Genomic DNA, 16,192 nt, shown 5'->3' with positions numbered 1-16,192 from the left:
ATCAACGGCGGCTATTGCTCCGTCGAAGTTTCCCCCACGCCTTTGATCGTCATTACGCCGGACGATGCCGCACCGGCAATGAGTGGATTGTACATACACTCTGCCGATATCGCCGGTATTTTGAACTCACCGGTCGAGATCGCCCGCAAACTGTAATGGAACGTCTTGGGTTTGTTCTCCGATAAATCCATGAACAGGAGCAAACGATCATCCCGAATGTCGCGGTAGGTGAACGATGACTCCGTTTTGGGAATCCAACTCATCTCGGGGGTGTTGGCCAGCCGTGGATTCTCGACTTCGAATCCGGCCGGGAGCATGTCGTTCACGACCACGTTTTGGAGCGTTTTGTTAAGAGCCGTTATTGTAATCCGGGCTATTACCTGTGATCCGAGTTCGACATTCTGTAAATCGAGCGGTTTGCCCTCGTCATTGAGATACTCCCGCTGCACCCGGATACCGCGCTCGTACTCCGGTGTCATCGGCGAAGTGCTGACCCCCGACGAGTTCCAGTAATAATAACAATCTCCGGAACCATCGATACTTAGCGTTATGCGTTCCCCCGCCAGATCATCGCGCAACAGCTCGAACGCCGCCGTATCGAAGGGAATCGTTTCTCCGGAGCTGATTGCCAGAGTCCCCTGGAAATCCGGTACGTCATGATCCTTGAAAAATTTACCGAGCGCCATCAACGCAAACGAAGTAGCCTGGGTCGTATACCAGTGTCCGATCCGGGCATCCTCCATGAGCGACTGGACCAATACCGGAATACCGGTATGATCAGGCGTCAGTTGTATCATGACATCGAGCAGAATCGCGTTGGTGCGAACGCCCGAGTTGAAATTACCGCCGTCTTCGGGATCGGTCAGATCGGGATGTATTTCACCCGGCAGCATCGAGAGGGCCAGATCTATTTCACCGGCCATGCCGAGCGCGCCGGCCATCTGGTAACGAGCGTAAGCGGGAAGGTCGCTCTGATCCATATCTTTGAGAGCGTTGATTACCTTCTTGTCGATCTTGCCCGCACGGGTCAGGGCATAAGCAGCGTAGATGCGATGGACATCGGTTATGTCCTTGTAAACCTTTCCGCGCGCCATGTTTTTGAGAAAATCCAGCACTCGGTCGTAGGCTTTATCATCTACCTCGTAACCGGCCGCTTTAGCCTCGACCAAAAAATGCGCGGTGTAAATCGAGGACCAGTTGTGATAACCGGAACTGAAAGAGGGCCAGTAGTTGAACGCGCCGTCGGAGCGCTGCATGCCGATCAGTTTCTCGATCCCTTCATCGATATAATACTCATGCCCGTGCCCGCCTAGCAGTTCCGGTCTCACGAACCTGGCCAGATCATTAAAATAAATCAGCGGGAACAGGCGTGAGGTGGTCTGCTCGACACAACCGTACGGATATTTGAGCAGGAACTCGATATTTCGCGTGAACGAGACCGCCGCCAGCGATGAGGTCTTGATTACGTATTGATCGGTTCCCTCAACCCACGATCCGCCGAACATGAAACTGGCCGGAGTCGAGTCGTTGACCGTTCCGGAGCCGTACACGGTCGTGAGCGGTTGAGCCGGACGATTCGATAATTCGAACTCCTCGGTGCTGGTTTCGCTGCCGCTCGAAGCGCTTATTTTCAGTTTGACCACGCCCGGTTTCAGGTTCGCCTTGAACTTGAAACGAACCACCGCATCACCGCTCTCTTTAACCGTGACCGTCTTGCTGCCCGGTTCGAGCAACTCCGCCGGTCCGTCGAGCGCCAGGTCGACCGTAATGGGAGCCTCCCGGCCGAGATTGTTGTAAACCGTGATCATACCGTCGATCACATCGTTCGGGCTGATGAAACGCGGGAAGCTTTCCTGAATCACGATCTTATCGCGTACTTTGGTAGCCGTAACAGCCGAACCGAATAAATCATTCTTCGTTGCAACCGCCATGATCGTCAACTGCCCGTTGAATTGCGGGACCTCAAGGTCGACAGTCGCCCGGCCGAAACTGTCGGTCTTGACCGCTCCCGACCAGAGCGCTACCGGTTTGACCCGTTTGGCCGAGAACGGATTCAACTGCCGCTTGCGCTGTTCCGCGAAACGGCTCAACTGAGCTCCTCCGGCCGGACTGAGACGGTTGCTTTCCTCCGACGCCTGCGGATAAATGAACGAATACAGGTCATAGGCCTGAACTGCCGCTCGGCGCTTGCCGTGGAAGAAATCGAGCGGATCAGGAACTTCATAGGCGGTCAATTGGAGGATCCCTTCATCGACCGCCGCCAGCATCAGGGTGCTGTTTGGTTGTTCCGGAGTTTCGACCTCAATCGATATGTTTTGCTTTGGCTTCATCACCTCGGGAGCTTCGAGCTTGATCAACAGTGCCTTTGTTTTGGGATCGAGGCAAAGGGGAATTGTTCCGAACGCTCTCGCCGGAGTCTTGCTCTCGATCTCTGCTGCCGCCTTGACCAACGTCCCGGTGATGTACACATTGGGGAACCAGTTCTTACGCACGATCAGGGGAATTTCGGCGGTGTTCTCCGGCATGGTGATCGTTTCGTAATGAACGACTTCGTCCCGCTCCACCGTTAACAGCAGCTTTCCGGCGAACGGTGCCCGCACCTGTAGCATTGCCGTGTCGCCGGGATAGTAAAGCTCGTGATCGAGATCGAACTGGATCCGATCCGGTTGCTCCATGGACCAGGGGGCATATCCCCAGCCGCTGGCATAGAACTCGATTGCGGCCTGATGCCCTCCCTGCGGATCCTGAACGGTGATGCGATAACGGCCGTAATTTGTCGGCACTAGCCCGACATGCGCCCCCTGCGGAGTAATATCGATCCTGGCGGAGTCGAGCAGGCGTTCGGTTCGCTCCGAGACCCAACGGTTACGTCCGCCCTGAATTTTCCGATAGACCGAATTATACTCGACCTTGTAGTATTTTACCAAAGCGTTCTTAATCGCTACCGGGCCTCCCCCGGGTACATAGGCAATGACTTCGGCCGTTGCCGAATCATTGAGTTTGGCATAGCCCTCGATGTTCGACCGCAATCCTATGTAGACGGGATAAGGATGAACCGTAATCGTGGCATAATCGCTTACCCCGCGACCACCGTGCTCCGAAACCTGTCCCCAGATAGTTCCCTTAAGGGCTGCCGGTGCGGTAATACTGCTGCTCAGTCGTTGTTCGTAAACATACTTGCCGGAGTCATCGAGCTTAGCGTCGCCCAGCTTGATCAGATCCTGCTTGAAGGTAATTTGATTGTCGCAGAACACGTACTTCGAATAACCCTGCGGTTGAAACGGTTGTGCCTCGAGTGTGAGACTTGCCGAAACTTTCAAACCCGCTGCGGGCGGACCGAACAAATAAGTACCAACAACCGTGAACTTGACCGTGTCACCCTCTTTGAACTCCGTCGCCGCCGGTTCGATCACGGTTTTGATCCGATCCGGCATGAACTCTTCCACCTGGAACTCGGCTCGTCCGATACGGTCGTCTTCGCCGACCAGCGCCGTCACGACATATTTTCCAGTCATGGCCGCACCGTCGACCTCGAAATCAACCGAGGACATGGCTTCTCCGGCGTCGTTCATCAGATAGGTTTTAATAAGTTCTCCGCGTGGGTCGGTAATTTCGAGCCGGTAGGGAAAATCAGCCGGAATCGAACAGCCGGTGCCGCGTACGATCGACACCAGATGCGCCGTCTCACCGGGTCGGTAGACACCGCGGTCGGAATACAAAAACGATTCGTACCCTTTGGTCAAATACGGTCGTCCCTGGATGTCGAAATCGCTCTGGTCGACCAGACATTGGTTGAACAACAGGTAAGCCAGATCCTCCCCGTTTTCGACGACTACGGCAAACGGAGCAGCTTCTTTGTCGAACTGCGACAGGTTGTCGAGCGTTACGATACCTTCTTTGTTCGAAACGGCTTCTTTCAACACCTGATTATTGCGACTGTAGAGAGCTACGCGCGCTCCCTTGATCGGCTCGACCTCGTTAAGCGTGTTTAGCCAGACGGTGAGCTGGTCGTCGGTCTTACGCGTCACGATGCCGATATCGGTCAACATTGCCTGGCGCGTGTCGGAAGTCCAGCGTCCCTGGCGGGAACGCGCTGTAATGCGGAAAATCCCGGTCTCTTTTTGTCCGATCAAATCGCTCAAATCGACCGTGGATAAAAGCGTCTTGTTCTTTTCTCCGTACAGGGGAAAATCCTTGATCCAAAGCTGACGGCCGTAGAGAGAAAGATCGAAACCGTAATAATAATCCGGACGCGCACCTGCCAGATAGTGGACCAGATTGTTGGCGTAGATTTGCTGAACCTCGATTGTCACCGTGTCGACATTGATCGTTTCTATCTGGAGCAGACGATTGCCGCGCCTCGGAAGGTATAAACCCTCGTCGGAGAACTTCACCGAAGGCGACAGGTCGGGGATATAGACGCGGCCGGAAAAGCTGCGATCCAACCGGGAGCCGTCGACCGAGCGCAGACCCGAAGTGATATTGATTTCATAGGTTTCCCCCGGATGGAATTCCCCGTCAAGGTTGAATCCGGCATAATCGCTTCCAACCGATAATTTCTCGACTTTCGGCTCCACCGAAACATGTTCAGCCGCCTCCGATGAGTTAACCCGGTGACTCAAACTCACCCGGATGGATTTGCCGCGCGCCTCGACATTCGTGATCTTGAGCGCCCAGGTTGGTTGTGAGGGCATTTCGAGACGGCGACCGTAGTCGTGTTCCAACGATTCGCCGCAGTTGCGGCATTTGAGTGACTGGTCGAGGCGTGCTTCGAAAGATTGCTGGAAGCGGTTGAGGGGCACTTTGTCGGTTTTAATAGTGAATTCATAAGCGTAAACGGAATCGTACTGTTCCTGTACGAAATCGTCGAGCGAGACATCAATCGGCGCCACCTCGAAGTCGAGGTGCTCGACGAGGACGGAGCCTCGGCCGGAAATGCTCAGACGGTTGCGTAACTCCTCGACCCTGACTTCGTAATTGAAGCGGATTTCGATAAAAAATCTTCCCGCTTGCGTATCGTCCGCATCACGCTGCGCCCATGAATTCCAGTGTCGCACACTCAGCTTGGGGGTATGGAACTCGAACTCGGCGGCGTCCTTGATCCGGTTGCCGCGCACCCAGTCGCGGTTGGATTTGATTTTCACCGAAAACGCGGTAGCGGCGGCCAATGGCTCATCCGGGAAAAAACGAATGGCATCCGTCGCCACCCAGCGGGCAAGGCCCGCGATCGGCGGATCGAACACTACCGGCATGTCGATCACCGGACGGTCGATGCTGTCCGGCGGGACGAGTTCGTTGGAAAAGACGATGGTTATGTTCGTTTGCGGCTGCGTTTCTCCTTGCGGCTCGAACGATTCGACCCGGACCTCACGATCCGGCTTTTCGCCCGGAAGATCGGCCAGAATGCCGAGACCTGCCCCGGCTGTGACGATCAAGGCAAGCGCTATCAGGACAATACGAATATAACTTCCGCTTAAAAACGTGATATTAGGATGACGCATGAGGTGCTCCCCGAATAAGGTAGATTTTTTGTTTTCACATTAATATGGTTCGACAGCCCCTTCGCCGGAATGATTCATACCGGTGATGTCTCTGCCTCCGCTTTCGAATATAGGTAATCGGTTACGATTGGACAACGGCTGAATACGAAATCAAATCAGGATTCATGTGGGTTCGATGAATCCTGAGACGATTCCGTTTGCTGTCGTGTGTGAAAAATCTGACGCTTTAGAATCGTGTTGTAATATCCGAACAAATAGTTATGGGAATAACTTCTGATCAGACACCAGGTGCATCGGGTAGCAGTAACCGGACATTGCTCATTGTCATCATAGTCTTTCTCTACGCCGGCGCGGTACTGCTGATAATCAACCGGCAGACGGACTACCTCTTCCTGGTTATTACAGCAGCGGTGACCTGTCAGGTGTATTTGAAACACGGCAAGAGGATCTGTCGTATTCTGATGCTGTTCCAACCGCCAAACCGGACAGCCGTCAATCAGTCGATCCAGCCCGAATCGGCGTTTAACGGCGCCCTGCCCAAAATCCTGCTGGGGTTGGGTGCGATCCTCGTCACAGTCGGACTCGCCGTCCACTTCAATCTCACCGATTGGATAGGACCGTGTCTGACCCTCGCTGTTCCGTTTGTTCTGGTTATTTTCGTGGCTGGACGACTGCGACGGGGTGTGGATCAGCAAGCTCTTCGCCGTCTGGTCGCCGATCTTCAAGCGGAGCGCCGTCGTTCAGCCGGTGTTGGAGATGCGACGAAAGAGCGGCAGCCGGAAGAACTCATCAACAAGTAATCTCTGCTTATTACAGTGATCCTCATAAACGGCGCGACCGAGGCGGTCTTTTTTATTCAGACGCGGTAAGTGATTTCTTCTAAGGTTTCTGACCCTTGCGCACGCGCGACCAGTACCACCATTTCTTCTGCTCGTCCGGAAGATCGGGATTTTCCGCCTGGGCAATCGCCGCCCGGAAGACATCCTCACAGCAACGATCCACCGGTCCGCCTTTGAGTCGCTGCAGCTCCTCGAACAACTCACCGGCGTCACGGCCGATCAACTGTTCCACTTCGGTGATCCCCAGATCTTCCAGATCTCTTGCAATGGATGGTCCGACTGAAACCAGATTGGTCAGTTTATCAGGCTTTTTCATTTCAAGAAGAAACGAAGAATAACCGCACTGCGCCATCACTTATCGAATAACGGCATAATTACCTGACGGCGATAGGTGAAATTCTTTTCGATTTGCAGATGAACCGGTAAGCGATGGATTAACTCACGCTTCGTGCTCGAGAATGGAGACTTTTCATCGGTTCTCCGTTAAGAACGACGTCGTTTTTTCGATGTATCCATCCACGTCGAATTTACGACGACAGCCGTTATAACTCATGTAGCGAATTTTGCCGAAAATATCCCTTTCGAACCAGGCTCTGTCATGTACGCCGCCGATTGACCAGGCGATACCGGCGTAGCCGTTGGGATCCCAACCGTCGAGAGAATAGCGGTCGTTGAGATATATGGCGGTTGCCATTGCTCTCTCGGCGTTCGGCGACCATTCAAGTATTTTTTTGGCCCAGTACATCCGCAGATATCCGGGCATTTTACCGCGTCCAACCAGCTCGGCCTGGGCCGCATTCCAAAGCGGATCGTGGGTGTTGCCGGTCTCGAACGGCTCGATACCGTATAAGTATTCACGTGGATCGGAACGATGCTCCGCCAGTGTCCGTTGCGACCATTCGGGAAAACCTTCAATCCGGTCATAGTCGGAAGTGTACAGGCAGAAATTATCCGACAGTTCCCGACGCACGATTAACTCCTCCAGAAATGATTCCTGCGCTGGTATGTTCTCGTCGTATGACTGTGCTTCAAGAGCCACACGTTGAGGACCAAGTTGACCGCAGTGCAACCAGGGTGAAAGTTCCGACTGTGCCCGAGCTTGCGGATCATTCCGTCGTTCGGCGTAATCCGCCAGCCGTTTATCCAGAAATTCCCGCATTTGGCGCTCGCCGCCGGCCGATCCGGGGACAATCCAACCGGGAAGAACGACTTCGGTAAGCCCGAGATTTCGGATAAGACCGGTCCAGTCCGGTTTCGTTATCTCCGATGCCGGTTGAAAGGGATGTTTCTTCAGGGATGAGAACGCGGTCAGATATTGCGGCAAAAGGCGATTGATTTTCGGCCGAAGGGTATAAGCTCCGTACTCCCGCTTATCCGTGACCAGCCAGGCCGGTACGATATTGTGAGCATCGACTTGCTCAACAGGAACAGCCACGGCTTCGGCAACCAGGCGAAGTTGTTCCAGGTCAAACCTTAAAGGCATAAAATCGGTTACAAGTGCCGTCGCATTGGTTTTCCTGATCAGTTTCGGAAGTATCTCGGCAGCGTTTCCTGTTTCAACTATTAACGGAATATGGCGGATTTTGAGCTGCTCTGCGGTACTTTTCAGTCCCTTTATCTGAAACAACAACTGCCGTGGATTGGCGCGATCAAAAGACAGACCCACCCAGACCAATAACGGTCGTTTCAACCGTAGCGCCCAGTCCTGAGCGTACAGCAACGCCCAGTTGTCTACAGCCCGCTGGTCGCGGTTCATCCAGTATATCACCGGTCCGGGGCCGCTGTGACCTTCTTTGATTGTCCGGCTTCTTGTCGCTAGTTGTTCTCTTATGGTCATGGAACTCTCCTGGTCATTGAACGGCCGGACGCCCCGGCTCATCGCCTAAACGTAAGGATTGCAACAAAGTTCCTAAAGGCTGTGTCCTAAACCGGAACAATCCGTGATGGGGCCCCTTGCACAAACGGCCGCAATGGGTTATATTGCCCCGTCATGAGTGAACCTATATATATGTCCAAGGAAGCACGCCTCAAGTTGGAGGCTGAGCTGAAGCAGTTGAAGTTCACCGATCGACCGAGAATCGTCGATGAGATTCGTCGTGCTCGGGAACTTGGTGATCTTTCCGAAAACGCCGAGTATCATGCCGCCAAAGAGGCTCAGGTCCATCTCGAGCGGAAAATAGCCGAGCTGGAGGACAAGCTCTCCCGGGTACGTTCGATTGATACCGATAGTATCCCGACCGACAAGGTCTACCTGTATGCCAAAGTTACGGTCAAGGATCAGCGCGATGGCGAGGAAATCGAATATAAAATCGTTTCTCCCGAGGAAGCGGATCCTGACAACGATATTATATCAATCAAGTCGCCGGTAGGAGCGGCCTTATTAGGTAAGGCGGTCGGTGACCAGGTAGAAATTACGATTCCGGCCGGGACTCTTCGCTATACGGTTGAGAAGATCGGCCGTGACTAATTAGTAAAAACTTCGAGCGTGGCGGGTATTTCGCCCGTCACGCATCGTCTTCTTCCTCCCAAAGACCTTCCAGTTCGTTTTCATCGTAATAGGCATCCGGTTCATCAGTATCGATACCCAGAGCCCGGTGGGCACATTCAAGAGAACAGAAATACTCGCCGCCCTGGTTGATGGGCTTGCCGTTGATCGGTTCAGAGCAGTAACTACAGTAAATCATGTATGTGCATCTCCACAAGGTTCCCGAATAATCGCAACCTTCCAACAGTGCGATATCCCGCCGTTTTCGAGAAAATACGGCTTTTGCCAGTATCTCTATAGAAGTCCTGTTATTTCGTCAAGACAATTTTATATGGGGGAGAAGAAAAAAGAGAATGGCCTTAAAAGCCCGGATTAAGATTAAAGGGTAATAAAGGTCTCTTTAACGTTCCGGTCAGTCCTCAACCAGACTCATGATATCGCCGACTTTGATCGGTTCAACGGCATAAAATCCCTGACCGTATTTACAACCGGCCTGGAGTCCGAACGAACGCGACTGGGCCGTGATAGACTCAATATAATCCTTGCTCTTCTCGGGATTCAGGAATTGTGATTCATGAGCTTTAAGAGCCTCGATCCAACGCTCGAAATGAGGGGTGATATCGACCACAAAGTTGGGGACTACACGCGGGGGGAGAAAATAGTGAAAAATTCTTGTTACGAGATGCGGGTCGCCCTTCAGGTCGGCTTTCTTGAGTGAAGCCAGGTTGGCGGCGTTAATGGTAATAACGCCCGATGCGACATGGTCAGGATGAGATTGTCGTCGACCGTGCCCTACGTGCGGATATGGAGCCAGGATAATTTTGGGACGGGTGTCGCGTATGACCTGAGCCAGATCGAGTCGTTTCTGATATGAGTCTTCGAGACGGGTGTCGCCCCAGTCGAATACGCGGATAATGTCGGCCTGAAGAACCGCCGCTGCCGCCTTGACTTCATGGGCTCGAATCTCGGCCGTGCCGCCGGTGCCCATTTCACCCTGGGTCATTATCACGATGCCGCAACGATATCCTCGCTCGGCCAGGTCTATCAACACCCCGCCGGTGCCTACTTCGACATCATCGGGATGAGCCCCGATGGAAACGAGATCGTATGTACCGTTAGTTTCACTCATAGTTATAAAAAAACCCGGAGATGATGTCTCCGGGTTTTTATAACTCGAATCCTATTCGTGCCGTTCCCGTTGGAAGCTGTTGTTGTGGAAAATCAACATCTGGCGCATCAATTCATAGGTATACCGGAAGTTGTCTCCGGAGAGACCCTCGTAACCGGTGTATTCGAACACCGTCGGATTGAGGCCGGCATCTTCCAGAGTGCTGGCCCAGGACATGGTTTGTTCACGATAGGTCCGTCCGAATTCGGTCCCGGAACCAATCCAGCAGTCGACTCCCTCGAGGGTAGAAGCCGCCAGGAGTGTGTCTAGGTTTTGCGACATCCAGAGCTTGCCCCAGATCGGGGTATACGGACGCTGGCTGTAAGTGAACGGCAGATGGAAATCCAGGTTGCTGGACGAAGCCAGAACGATATGTTCGATCAACGAAGTGGAATCCGTAATACAGTAACCGGGCTTGCCGCGAGTGGTGGTATCGATTTGCAACACCTGAGATCCACTTACGATCCTGATGCTCCAATTGAGCAGAGTGTCATGCGGTGAGAACGCCATGGAGCCACCCATTAACAAACGCGCGATTGGATAAGTACGAGAGCTGTCTATCCCGGTCCGGAGAGTTTCATCGCTGGTAAGATTCGGATTTTCCACAAACACCGAATCCATCAGGCGAATGAGACCACCGTTACCATCGGGGCCGTCGAAATCCATCGGACCGTCGGCTCCGGCAATACTGCCGAATACTCCCGGGTGTTTCAAAGCTGCCCGGTAGGCGCCGTAAGCTCCGGTACCGAGACCGCCGATGCCCCGCTGGGTTTGATCGCCGGTAATGAACCACGTCGCGAGAACATCCTCAAAACGCTTAACCAGCGAGTCGCCGATCAGGACATCATGATAACCGGCCGGATAGCTGTAGCCGAGATAATCCTGCGTTCCGGCATCCCAGGCAAAACCATGGCCGCCGTAAAAATAGGAACCGATTGTTTTGAATTCGTTCGGAATACAAACTATCGCCATCGGTTCGATTACGCCTTCAGCAATCAGCTCATCGGCCAATTCGTTGAGGCCGTGGTTCATGAAAAAGTAGCTGTCTTCACCCTCGGGAGCCAGCCAGATCACCCACGGCACCTTTTGTTCTTCACCACCGTGCTGATAATCCATGGTAACGGCCGGAATGTAAATCTGATAGTCAAGGAGCTGACTAGTGTTGCCCAACTGCATGATCAGCTCGTTCGTGAAAACGTGCGGGCCGGGGCTTACGCCACCTTCCTCAACAACAACCGGCTCGCTTTCAACCGTACGATCGCTGCAGCCGAAGGCCAGAAGGAGGCCCAGGAGCGAAGCGATAATCAAGATATATTTAGCCATGCGATCTCTCCTTAGAACCGATAGTTGAACGAGAAGGTTGACTGATAAGTCTCAGCCGTATACGAACCGGGGAAGCTGTCAGGCATTCCGTCATTGTCCAGGTCCACCATATCGGTATCATCATCATCCGGTTGATTGACATAGGCGGTGGAGAAGGTCAGGTCCCAGCGGTCGAGATGAAGCTGTAAACCTCCGTAAAGACCGAGCTTATTACCGAGATCAATCGCCAGCGGCGTTTGCAGCATGTTGTCTCTGGCCGGTGACTGATCGAACGAAACACCACCCAGGAGACTCAGCTTTTCGATCATGCGATAGCGCGCGCCGCACATGATCTTGACGGTGTTTTCCCAATCGACCACGTAGGCGAGATTGGACGTGAAAAATTCGTTCAGGTACGAGGTGGTGTCGGCTGCGCCGCTGAGGCCGCGATGGTTCGAGTAGACGTAAGTGAAGCCCTCGAAATTCGACCACATCGTGTATTCAATATCCGCAGCTACGGTCAACTTCTCGTTGACATCGTAAGACAAACCGGCGCCGAGAGTGGCCGGCATGTTAATATCGGTCTCAAAATCGGCCGAGTCGGTTACCGTACCGCCCGCGGTCATCAAGTTCTCGGGAGAGCCACCCGGATCGACCGGCTCGTAAAGCTCCGGCAGATAGTAGTGGGTCACAGCGTCGCCCTTGAGAGTGATCTTGGACGGAACATGCGCCGAAAAACCGACACGGAACTTATCGGTAGCGTGCCAGAGAGCACCGAGACGAATTCCGAAACCATAGCCGTCGCCGTCGTTCTGATTCCAATCGACGATCTTGTCGTAAGGACGATCAGCGCCGGTGAACTCCGGATCAACTTCGAGGTAAGGATTATCGCGGAAACCGATCGTGCTGATCAGCAAGTCGCCGCGGAGGAGTTCCAGTCCGAGACCGAGCCAGAGTTTCTCATCAGCAAACTCGTGTGCGGCCGTAGCCTGGAAAGAGACGACATCGAAATTGTTCTCGAATTGATTCTGCGGCGGGTTCATGGTTGAGTTGTAAGACCGATTCGGTTTATACAACTCCCAACAAACGTTATAGTCGAACTCCTGAAACACCGTCAGACCGAAAACGGTCTCGCCAAACACCGGCAAACGGAAAATTAAACCGCCGCCGCCGTTGCCGAACACATCATAGCGATTATAAGCCTCGACATCGTTGATGATGCCGCTCTCATAGGTACCGCCCCAGAGATAGTTCGGAGTAACAGAGTTGCGCCAATTGACTAAGATATAGTCGCCGCCCAATGAGTTGTCCTGAATACCGGCTAACCCGGCCGGGTTGTAAAACGCCGCCGTCCAATTGTCGGCCACGGCCCGGAACGCGCCGCCCATGGCGGTGGCTTCACCACCGACACCAACTACGCCGAATCCGCTGGCGAAAACCGCAGGACAGAGCAAGGTAAAAACAGCCAGAAGCAGGACTAAAGCTCTACCTATTCCCATTCTCGACTCCATGTATTAATGCCAGATACTCGTATGTTCACACCTCTAACTGCCCGGCTGATAAGGCAATACATACCCACACGCACGAGACAGAAATAATTACAGTAACGCCTGCCACACTAATACAGGCGATACCCCAAAAAAACGTCCGGTCAAGTTACCATAAAGCCCTACCATTGTCAAGAGGCCCAACCCCTTTTTTGATAAGGCTTAAAGGCTGTTTTCAACTGGCCCATTTCATCTCGCATTGCAGCCTAATGACGTATGTATCAAGCAGTTTGTGAAGTCGATTTTTCCGGGCCGAACTACTGGGGAGTTTCTACCCGCCTACCGCGGGATCGCCGGCGTCCCGCCTCATTATACGGAATCATCACACCGCCACCAACAGCGCGATTGGAAAGAAAAACCCAAACAAGCCGGAAACCACTTCCGGGAAATGATCCATGCGACTGTCGCATCGCATCCTGATCGCATTGTTATGTAATGTATCAGCAATCACTTACGACGCCAGGTGCGCTTTTGGCATCCGGCTTGCAAGAACTCCGTTCATCAGGTGACGCAATGTCGCCTGGAGGCAATCGAAACCATAGGAAGGTAGAAATGTCCAAGAAGATTCTAATTCTGGCCGTGCTGGTGATAGTACTGGTGTCGATGAACTGGTTCAGAGTTCTGCTGGCTCAGGATCTGTCATCGCTGAGCGAAGACCAGAAAGCGGAGTTGTTCCGACAGTATCGCCGGAATCGGACACAGGACGCTCCGGAGCGGTACTACCGCAGTGCCGACTTGTTCGGTCAGGACAGTAGTTCGCTGATGCCCGAGGAGGTTAGACGTCAGGCGGTCTCGGAATATATTGATCGCGATGATGCCCGCCCCGAACCGGTTCTTAACGACTCGCTTGCCGGGTCACGGCTAAGGCCGCAGACGATGATTGACTTCGACCGGCTCAAGCCGTTCGGTATGGAGTTGTTCGAACGTTCGTCCGAAATCGATCCGCCGACCGATATTGCCTCCGCCTCCGATTACGTTCTGGGGCCGGGGGACAATCTCGTAATCTATCTCTGGGGTCGAGTCGAGAAAGAATACAACCTGACGGTCGATCGCGAGGGAAAGGTATTCGTGCCGACGGTCGGTGAGATTCCGGCCTGGGGTTTGACGCTCGATCAATTTACCGATCGCGCCAAAAGAACTTTCAGCCAGGCTTATTCCGAGTTCGATTTAACCTGTTCGCTCGGCCGCGTTCGCTCGGTGCGAATTTATGTCACCGGTGAAGTCAAACGTCCCGGTGCGTATACCGTGTCGGCGCTGACGTCGTTGTTCAACGCCCTCTATATCGGCGGCGGTCCGACCGAACGCGGCACCATGCGCAATATCAAGTTGATGCGTCGCGGTCAATGCACGGCTCAGGTCGATCTTTACAAATTATTATTGCAGGGGGACAACTCGACCGATGTCCGTCTCGAGAGCGGCGATGTGATTTTCGTGCCGGTGGCCGGCGCCCGGGCCGCGATTCGGGGTCAGGTCAAACGCGCCGCTCTGTATGAGTTGAACGGCAGCGAAACGGCTCTCGACCTGCTCGAACTGGCCGGACGACCCACCGCGGAGGCTTATCTCGACCGGGTTATGCTCGAACGAATTTCCGGCCGAAGCGAATGGGAAGTCCTCGATCTCAATCTCAATCCGCAGCACCCCGACAGTCTTGAAAACGTGATTCTGCTCGACGGTGATCGCGTCACTATCTACTCGATTTTCGAGGCTCAGAAAAACATGGTGGCGGTCTACGGGCAGGTGCAACATCCCGGTTATTACGAACGCACCGACACCACCCGTGTCTCCGATCTGCTCGATTTGGCCCGGTTGCATCCGTACGATGTCTATTTCGAACGGGCCGACCTGTTCCGGATTCATCCCGACTGGCGTACCGAAGTGATCCCGGTCGATCTCGGTGCGATTCTGGCCGGCGACACCGCCGCCGATATGCTCGTGGACAACCGCGACTCCCTGCACATCTACTCGATGGAAGAAGTCAAATGGGAGGAGCAGGTCTATATCGAAGGGGCCGTGCGCAATCCCGGCTGGTATCATCTCTACGACGGTATGACCGTGGCCGACCTTGTTTTTCTGGCCGGTTCTTACACCCGCTCAGCCGACCGCAACGAAGCGGAACTGGCGCGCCTGAGCGAGTCCGGCGAAGTCGATTTGATGTATGTCTCGCTTGACGAGCAATCCGCCGGTCTGGTAAACCTTCAGAACGACGACCATTTGTTCGTTCGTCAGATCCCGGAATGGCAGGAGAATCGCACCGTCTCGCTCGAGGGAGAAGTGATGTATCCCGGGACTTATGTCCTCAGCGGCCGCAACGAAACTCTTTACCGCCTCATTCGTCGCGCTGGAGGTTTCACCCCGTCGGCTTTCCCGACCGGTCTGATTCTGGAACGGCCTACTATCGAAACCGACCTGGCCCGGTTGCGTGTCTCGGAGTTGCTGCATCGTTCTCAGCCGATAATCTCCGACAGCACCGGCAACCTGGTACGGCAGGAACATTTCGAATTCGATCCGGCCTCGATGAACCGCATTATCATCGATATGGACCGGTTGTTGTCCAGCAAGGGAAACGAAGGAGACGTTGTTCTTCAACCGAACGACCGCATTTATATCCCGCCGCAGCCTTCGGGAGTATCGGTCATGGGCGCGGTGGGCTCGAACGGCACGCTGAAATTCACGCCGGGCAAGAAGGTCAAGGATTACGTTGCCCAGGCGGGTAATTTCACCAAACAAGCCGATAAAAAATCTACTCGTCTGATCAAGCCCTCCGGTTATGTGCTCAACGGCAACTCGGTATTGAGCCGTCCGGTCACCCTCGGCGACATTATCGTTGTCCCGACTAAAATTGAAAAGGAACGTGACTGGGGCAAGGTTCTCACGACCGCCGTCACCACGGTGACTTCGGTTCTGACCACGGCCTATATAGTAAGCAACCTGTAGGAGGAGTTAGTCAACTACTCCAGCTTTTCTTTACCTTCCTGTCAGCCGCTCGGGGAATGCCTCTCCCCGGGCGGCATTCTTTTATCCACAATCCACCTCGTCGACGGGTCGGATAGCCTCAAGCATAGTCTTCGTAGGTCGGGACCCTCGTGGTCCCGACGCTGCAGGGTACGTCTCCCCGAGACGTGCCAACACAAGAGAAGATTGATTCCCGCTTTCGCGGGAAAGACATGAATCAAGAATCTGTTTTCGATTCGAAGGTCCCACCCGAGGGGTGGGGCACCTTTGTCCGAACCTTTCAGTCTTCGTAGGTCGGGACCCTTGGTCCCGACGCTGCAGGGCATGTCTCCCCGAGACGTGTCAACACAAGAGAAGATTGATTCCCGCTTTCGCGGGAAAGAAAGGTCCCACCCGAG

At 53.9% G+C, this 16,192-nt stretch carries 10 protein-coding genes; 3 read left to right on the top strand and 7 right to left on the bottom strand.

Annotation, left to right across the window (positions count from 1 at the left end; genetic code table 11):
- Positions 1-11: 11 nt before the first annotated feature.
- Positions 12-5,501: an alpha-2-macroglobulin gene (locus tag PLF13_03185; GenBank protein ID HOP06275.1), complete on the bottom strand. Its 5,490-nt coding sequence runs from the start codon at positions 5,499-5,501 to the stop codon at positions 12-14.
- Between the two features lie 260 nt (positions 5,502-5,761).
- Here PLF13_03185 and PLF13_03180 point away from each other — a divergent pair, with 260 nt between their 5' ends.
- Entirely contained in the window at positions 5,762-6,301 is a 540-nt protein-coding gene (locus PLF13_03180) for a hypothetical protein (GenBank protein HOP06274.1), read from the top strand.
- Between the two features lie 79 nt (positions 6,302-6,380).
- Here the strand turns inward: PLF13_03180 and PLF13_03175 are convergent, their stop codons facing one another.
- Together PLF13_03175 and phrB are read right to left on the bottom strand one after the other, a co-directional pair.
- Positions 6,381-6,656, bottom strand: coding sequence for a helix-hairpin-helix domain-containing protein (locus PLF13_03175; protein HOP06273.1), 276 nt, complete (start codon positions 6,654-6,656; stop codon positions 6,381-6,383).
- Between the two features lie 153 nt (positions 6,657-6,809).
- Entirely contained in the window at positions 6,810-8,177 is a 1,368-nt protein-coding gene (gene phrB / locus PLF13_03170; GenBank protein ID HOP06272.1) for a deoxyribodipyrimidine photo-lyase, read from the bottom strand.
- Positions 8,178-8,330: 153 nt separating this feature from the next.
- On the opposite strand from phrB, the gene greA reads away from it, so the two are divergent.
- On the top strand, positions 8,331-8,807 hold the full coding sequence (gene greA / locus PLF13_03165; protein HOP06271.1) for a transcription elongation factor GreA: 477 nt from the start codon (positions 8,331-8,333) through the stop codon (positions 8,805-8,807).
- A gap of 37 nt (positions 8,808-8,844) precedes the next feature.
- Here greA and PLF13_03160 read toward each other — a convergent pair whose 3' ends face one another.
- From PLF13_03160 to PLF13_03145, 4 genes are all read right to left on the bottom strand, one after another.
- Complete coding sequence (locus tag PLF13_03160) at positions 8,845-9,024, bottom strand: hypothetical protein (GenBank protein HOP06270.1); 180 nt, start codon at positions 9,022-9,024, stop codon at positions 8,845-8,847.
- A 213-nt stretch (positions 9,025-9,237) separates the two neighbouring features.
- Positions 9,238-9,954, bottom strand: a complete 717-nt coding sequence (locus tag PLF13_03155; protein ID HOP06269.1) for a PIG-L family deacetylase — start codon at positions 9,952-9,954, stop codon at positions 9,238-9,240.
- 51 nt (positions 9,955-10,005) lie between these two features.
- A complete protein-coding gene (locus PLF13_03150; GenBank protein HOP06268.1) occupies positions 10,006-11,316 on the bottom strand; it encodes a hypothetical protein in 1,311 nt (436 codons plus the stop codon).
- An 11-nt stretch (positions 11,317-11,327) separates the two neighbouring features.
- Positions 11,328-12,794 carry an outer membrane protein transport protein gene (locus PLF13_03145; protein ID HOP06267.1) on the bottom strand — a complete coding sequence of 489 codons (1,467 nt, stop codon included), beginning with the start codon at positions 12,792-12,794 and terminating at the stop codon, positions 11,328-11,330.
- Between the two features lie 600 nt (positions 12,795-13,394).
- On the opposite strand from PLF13_03145, the gene PLF13_03140 reads away from it, so the two are divergent.
- Positions 13,395-15,776, top strand: coding sequence for an SLBB domain-containing protein (locus PLF13_03140; GenBank protein ID HOP06266.1), 2,382 nt, complete (start codon positions 13,395-13,397; stop codon positions 15,774-15,776).
- The last annotated feature ends 416 nt before the right edge of the window (positions 15,777-16,192 follow it).

Source organism: Candidatus Zixiibacteriota bacterium (genome assembly GCA_035380245.1).
In the GTDB taxonomy this organism is placed as follows: domain Bacteria; phylum Zixibacteria; class MSB-5A5; order GN15; family FEB-12; genus DAOSXA01.
Note: the sequence above shows the minus strand (reverse complement) of the source record. Positions and strands in the feature narration are given on the sequence as shown.

Excerpts from the sequence above, each read along its gene's own strand:
- PLF13_03185 (HOP06275.1), bottom strand. The coding sequence starts at position 5,501 with ATGCGTCATCCTAATATCACGTTTTTAAGCGGAAGTTATATTCGTATT.
- PLF13_03180 (HOP06274.1), top strand. The coding sequence starts at position 5,762 with ATGGGAATAACTTCTGATCAGACACCAGGTGCATCGGGTAGCAGTAAC.
- PLF13_03175 (HOP06273.1), bottom strand. The coding sequence starts at position 6,656 with ATGAAAAAGCCTGATAAACTGACCAATCTGGTTTCAGTCGGACCATCC.
- phrB (HOP06272.1), bottom strand. The coding sequence starts at position 8,177 with ATGACCATAAGAGAACAACTAGCGACAAGAAGCCGGACAATCAAAGAA.
- greA (HOP06271.1), top strand. The coding sequence starts at position 8,331 with ATGAGTGAACCTATATATATGTCCAAGGAAGCACGCCTCAAGTTGGAG.
- PLF13_03160 (HOP06270.1), bottom strand. The coding sequence starts at position 9,024 with ATGATTTACTGTAGTTACTGCTCTGAACCGATCAACGGCAAGCCCATC.
- PLF13_03155 (HOP06269.1), bottom strand. The coding sequence starts at position 9,954 with ATGAGTGAAACTAACGGTACATACGATCTCGTTTCCATCGGGGCTCAT.
- PLF13_03150 (HOP06268.1), bottom strand. The coding sequence starts at position 11,316 with ATGGCTAAATATATCTTGATTATCGCTTCGCTCCTGGGCCTCCTTCTG.
- PLF13_03145 (HOP06267.1), bottom strand. The coding sequence starts at position 12,794 with ATGGGAATAGGTAGAGCTTTAGTCCTGCTTCTGGCTGTTTTTACCTTG.
- PLF13_03140 (HOP06266.1), top strand. The coding sequence starts at position 13,395 with ATGTCCAAGAAGATTCTAATTCTGGCCGTGCTGGTGATAGTACTGGTG.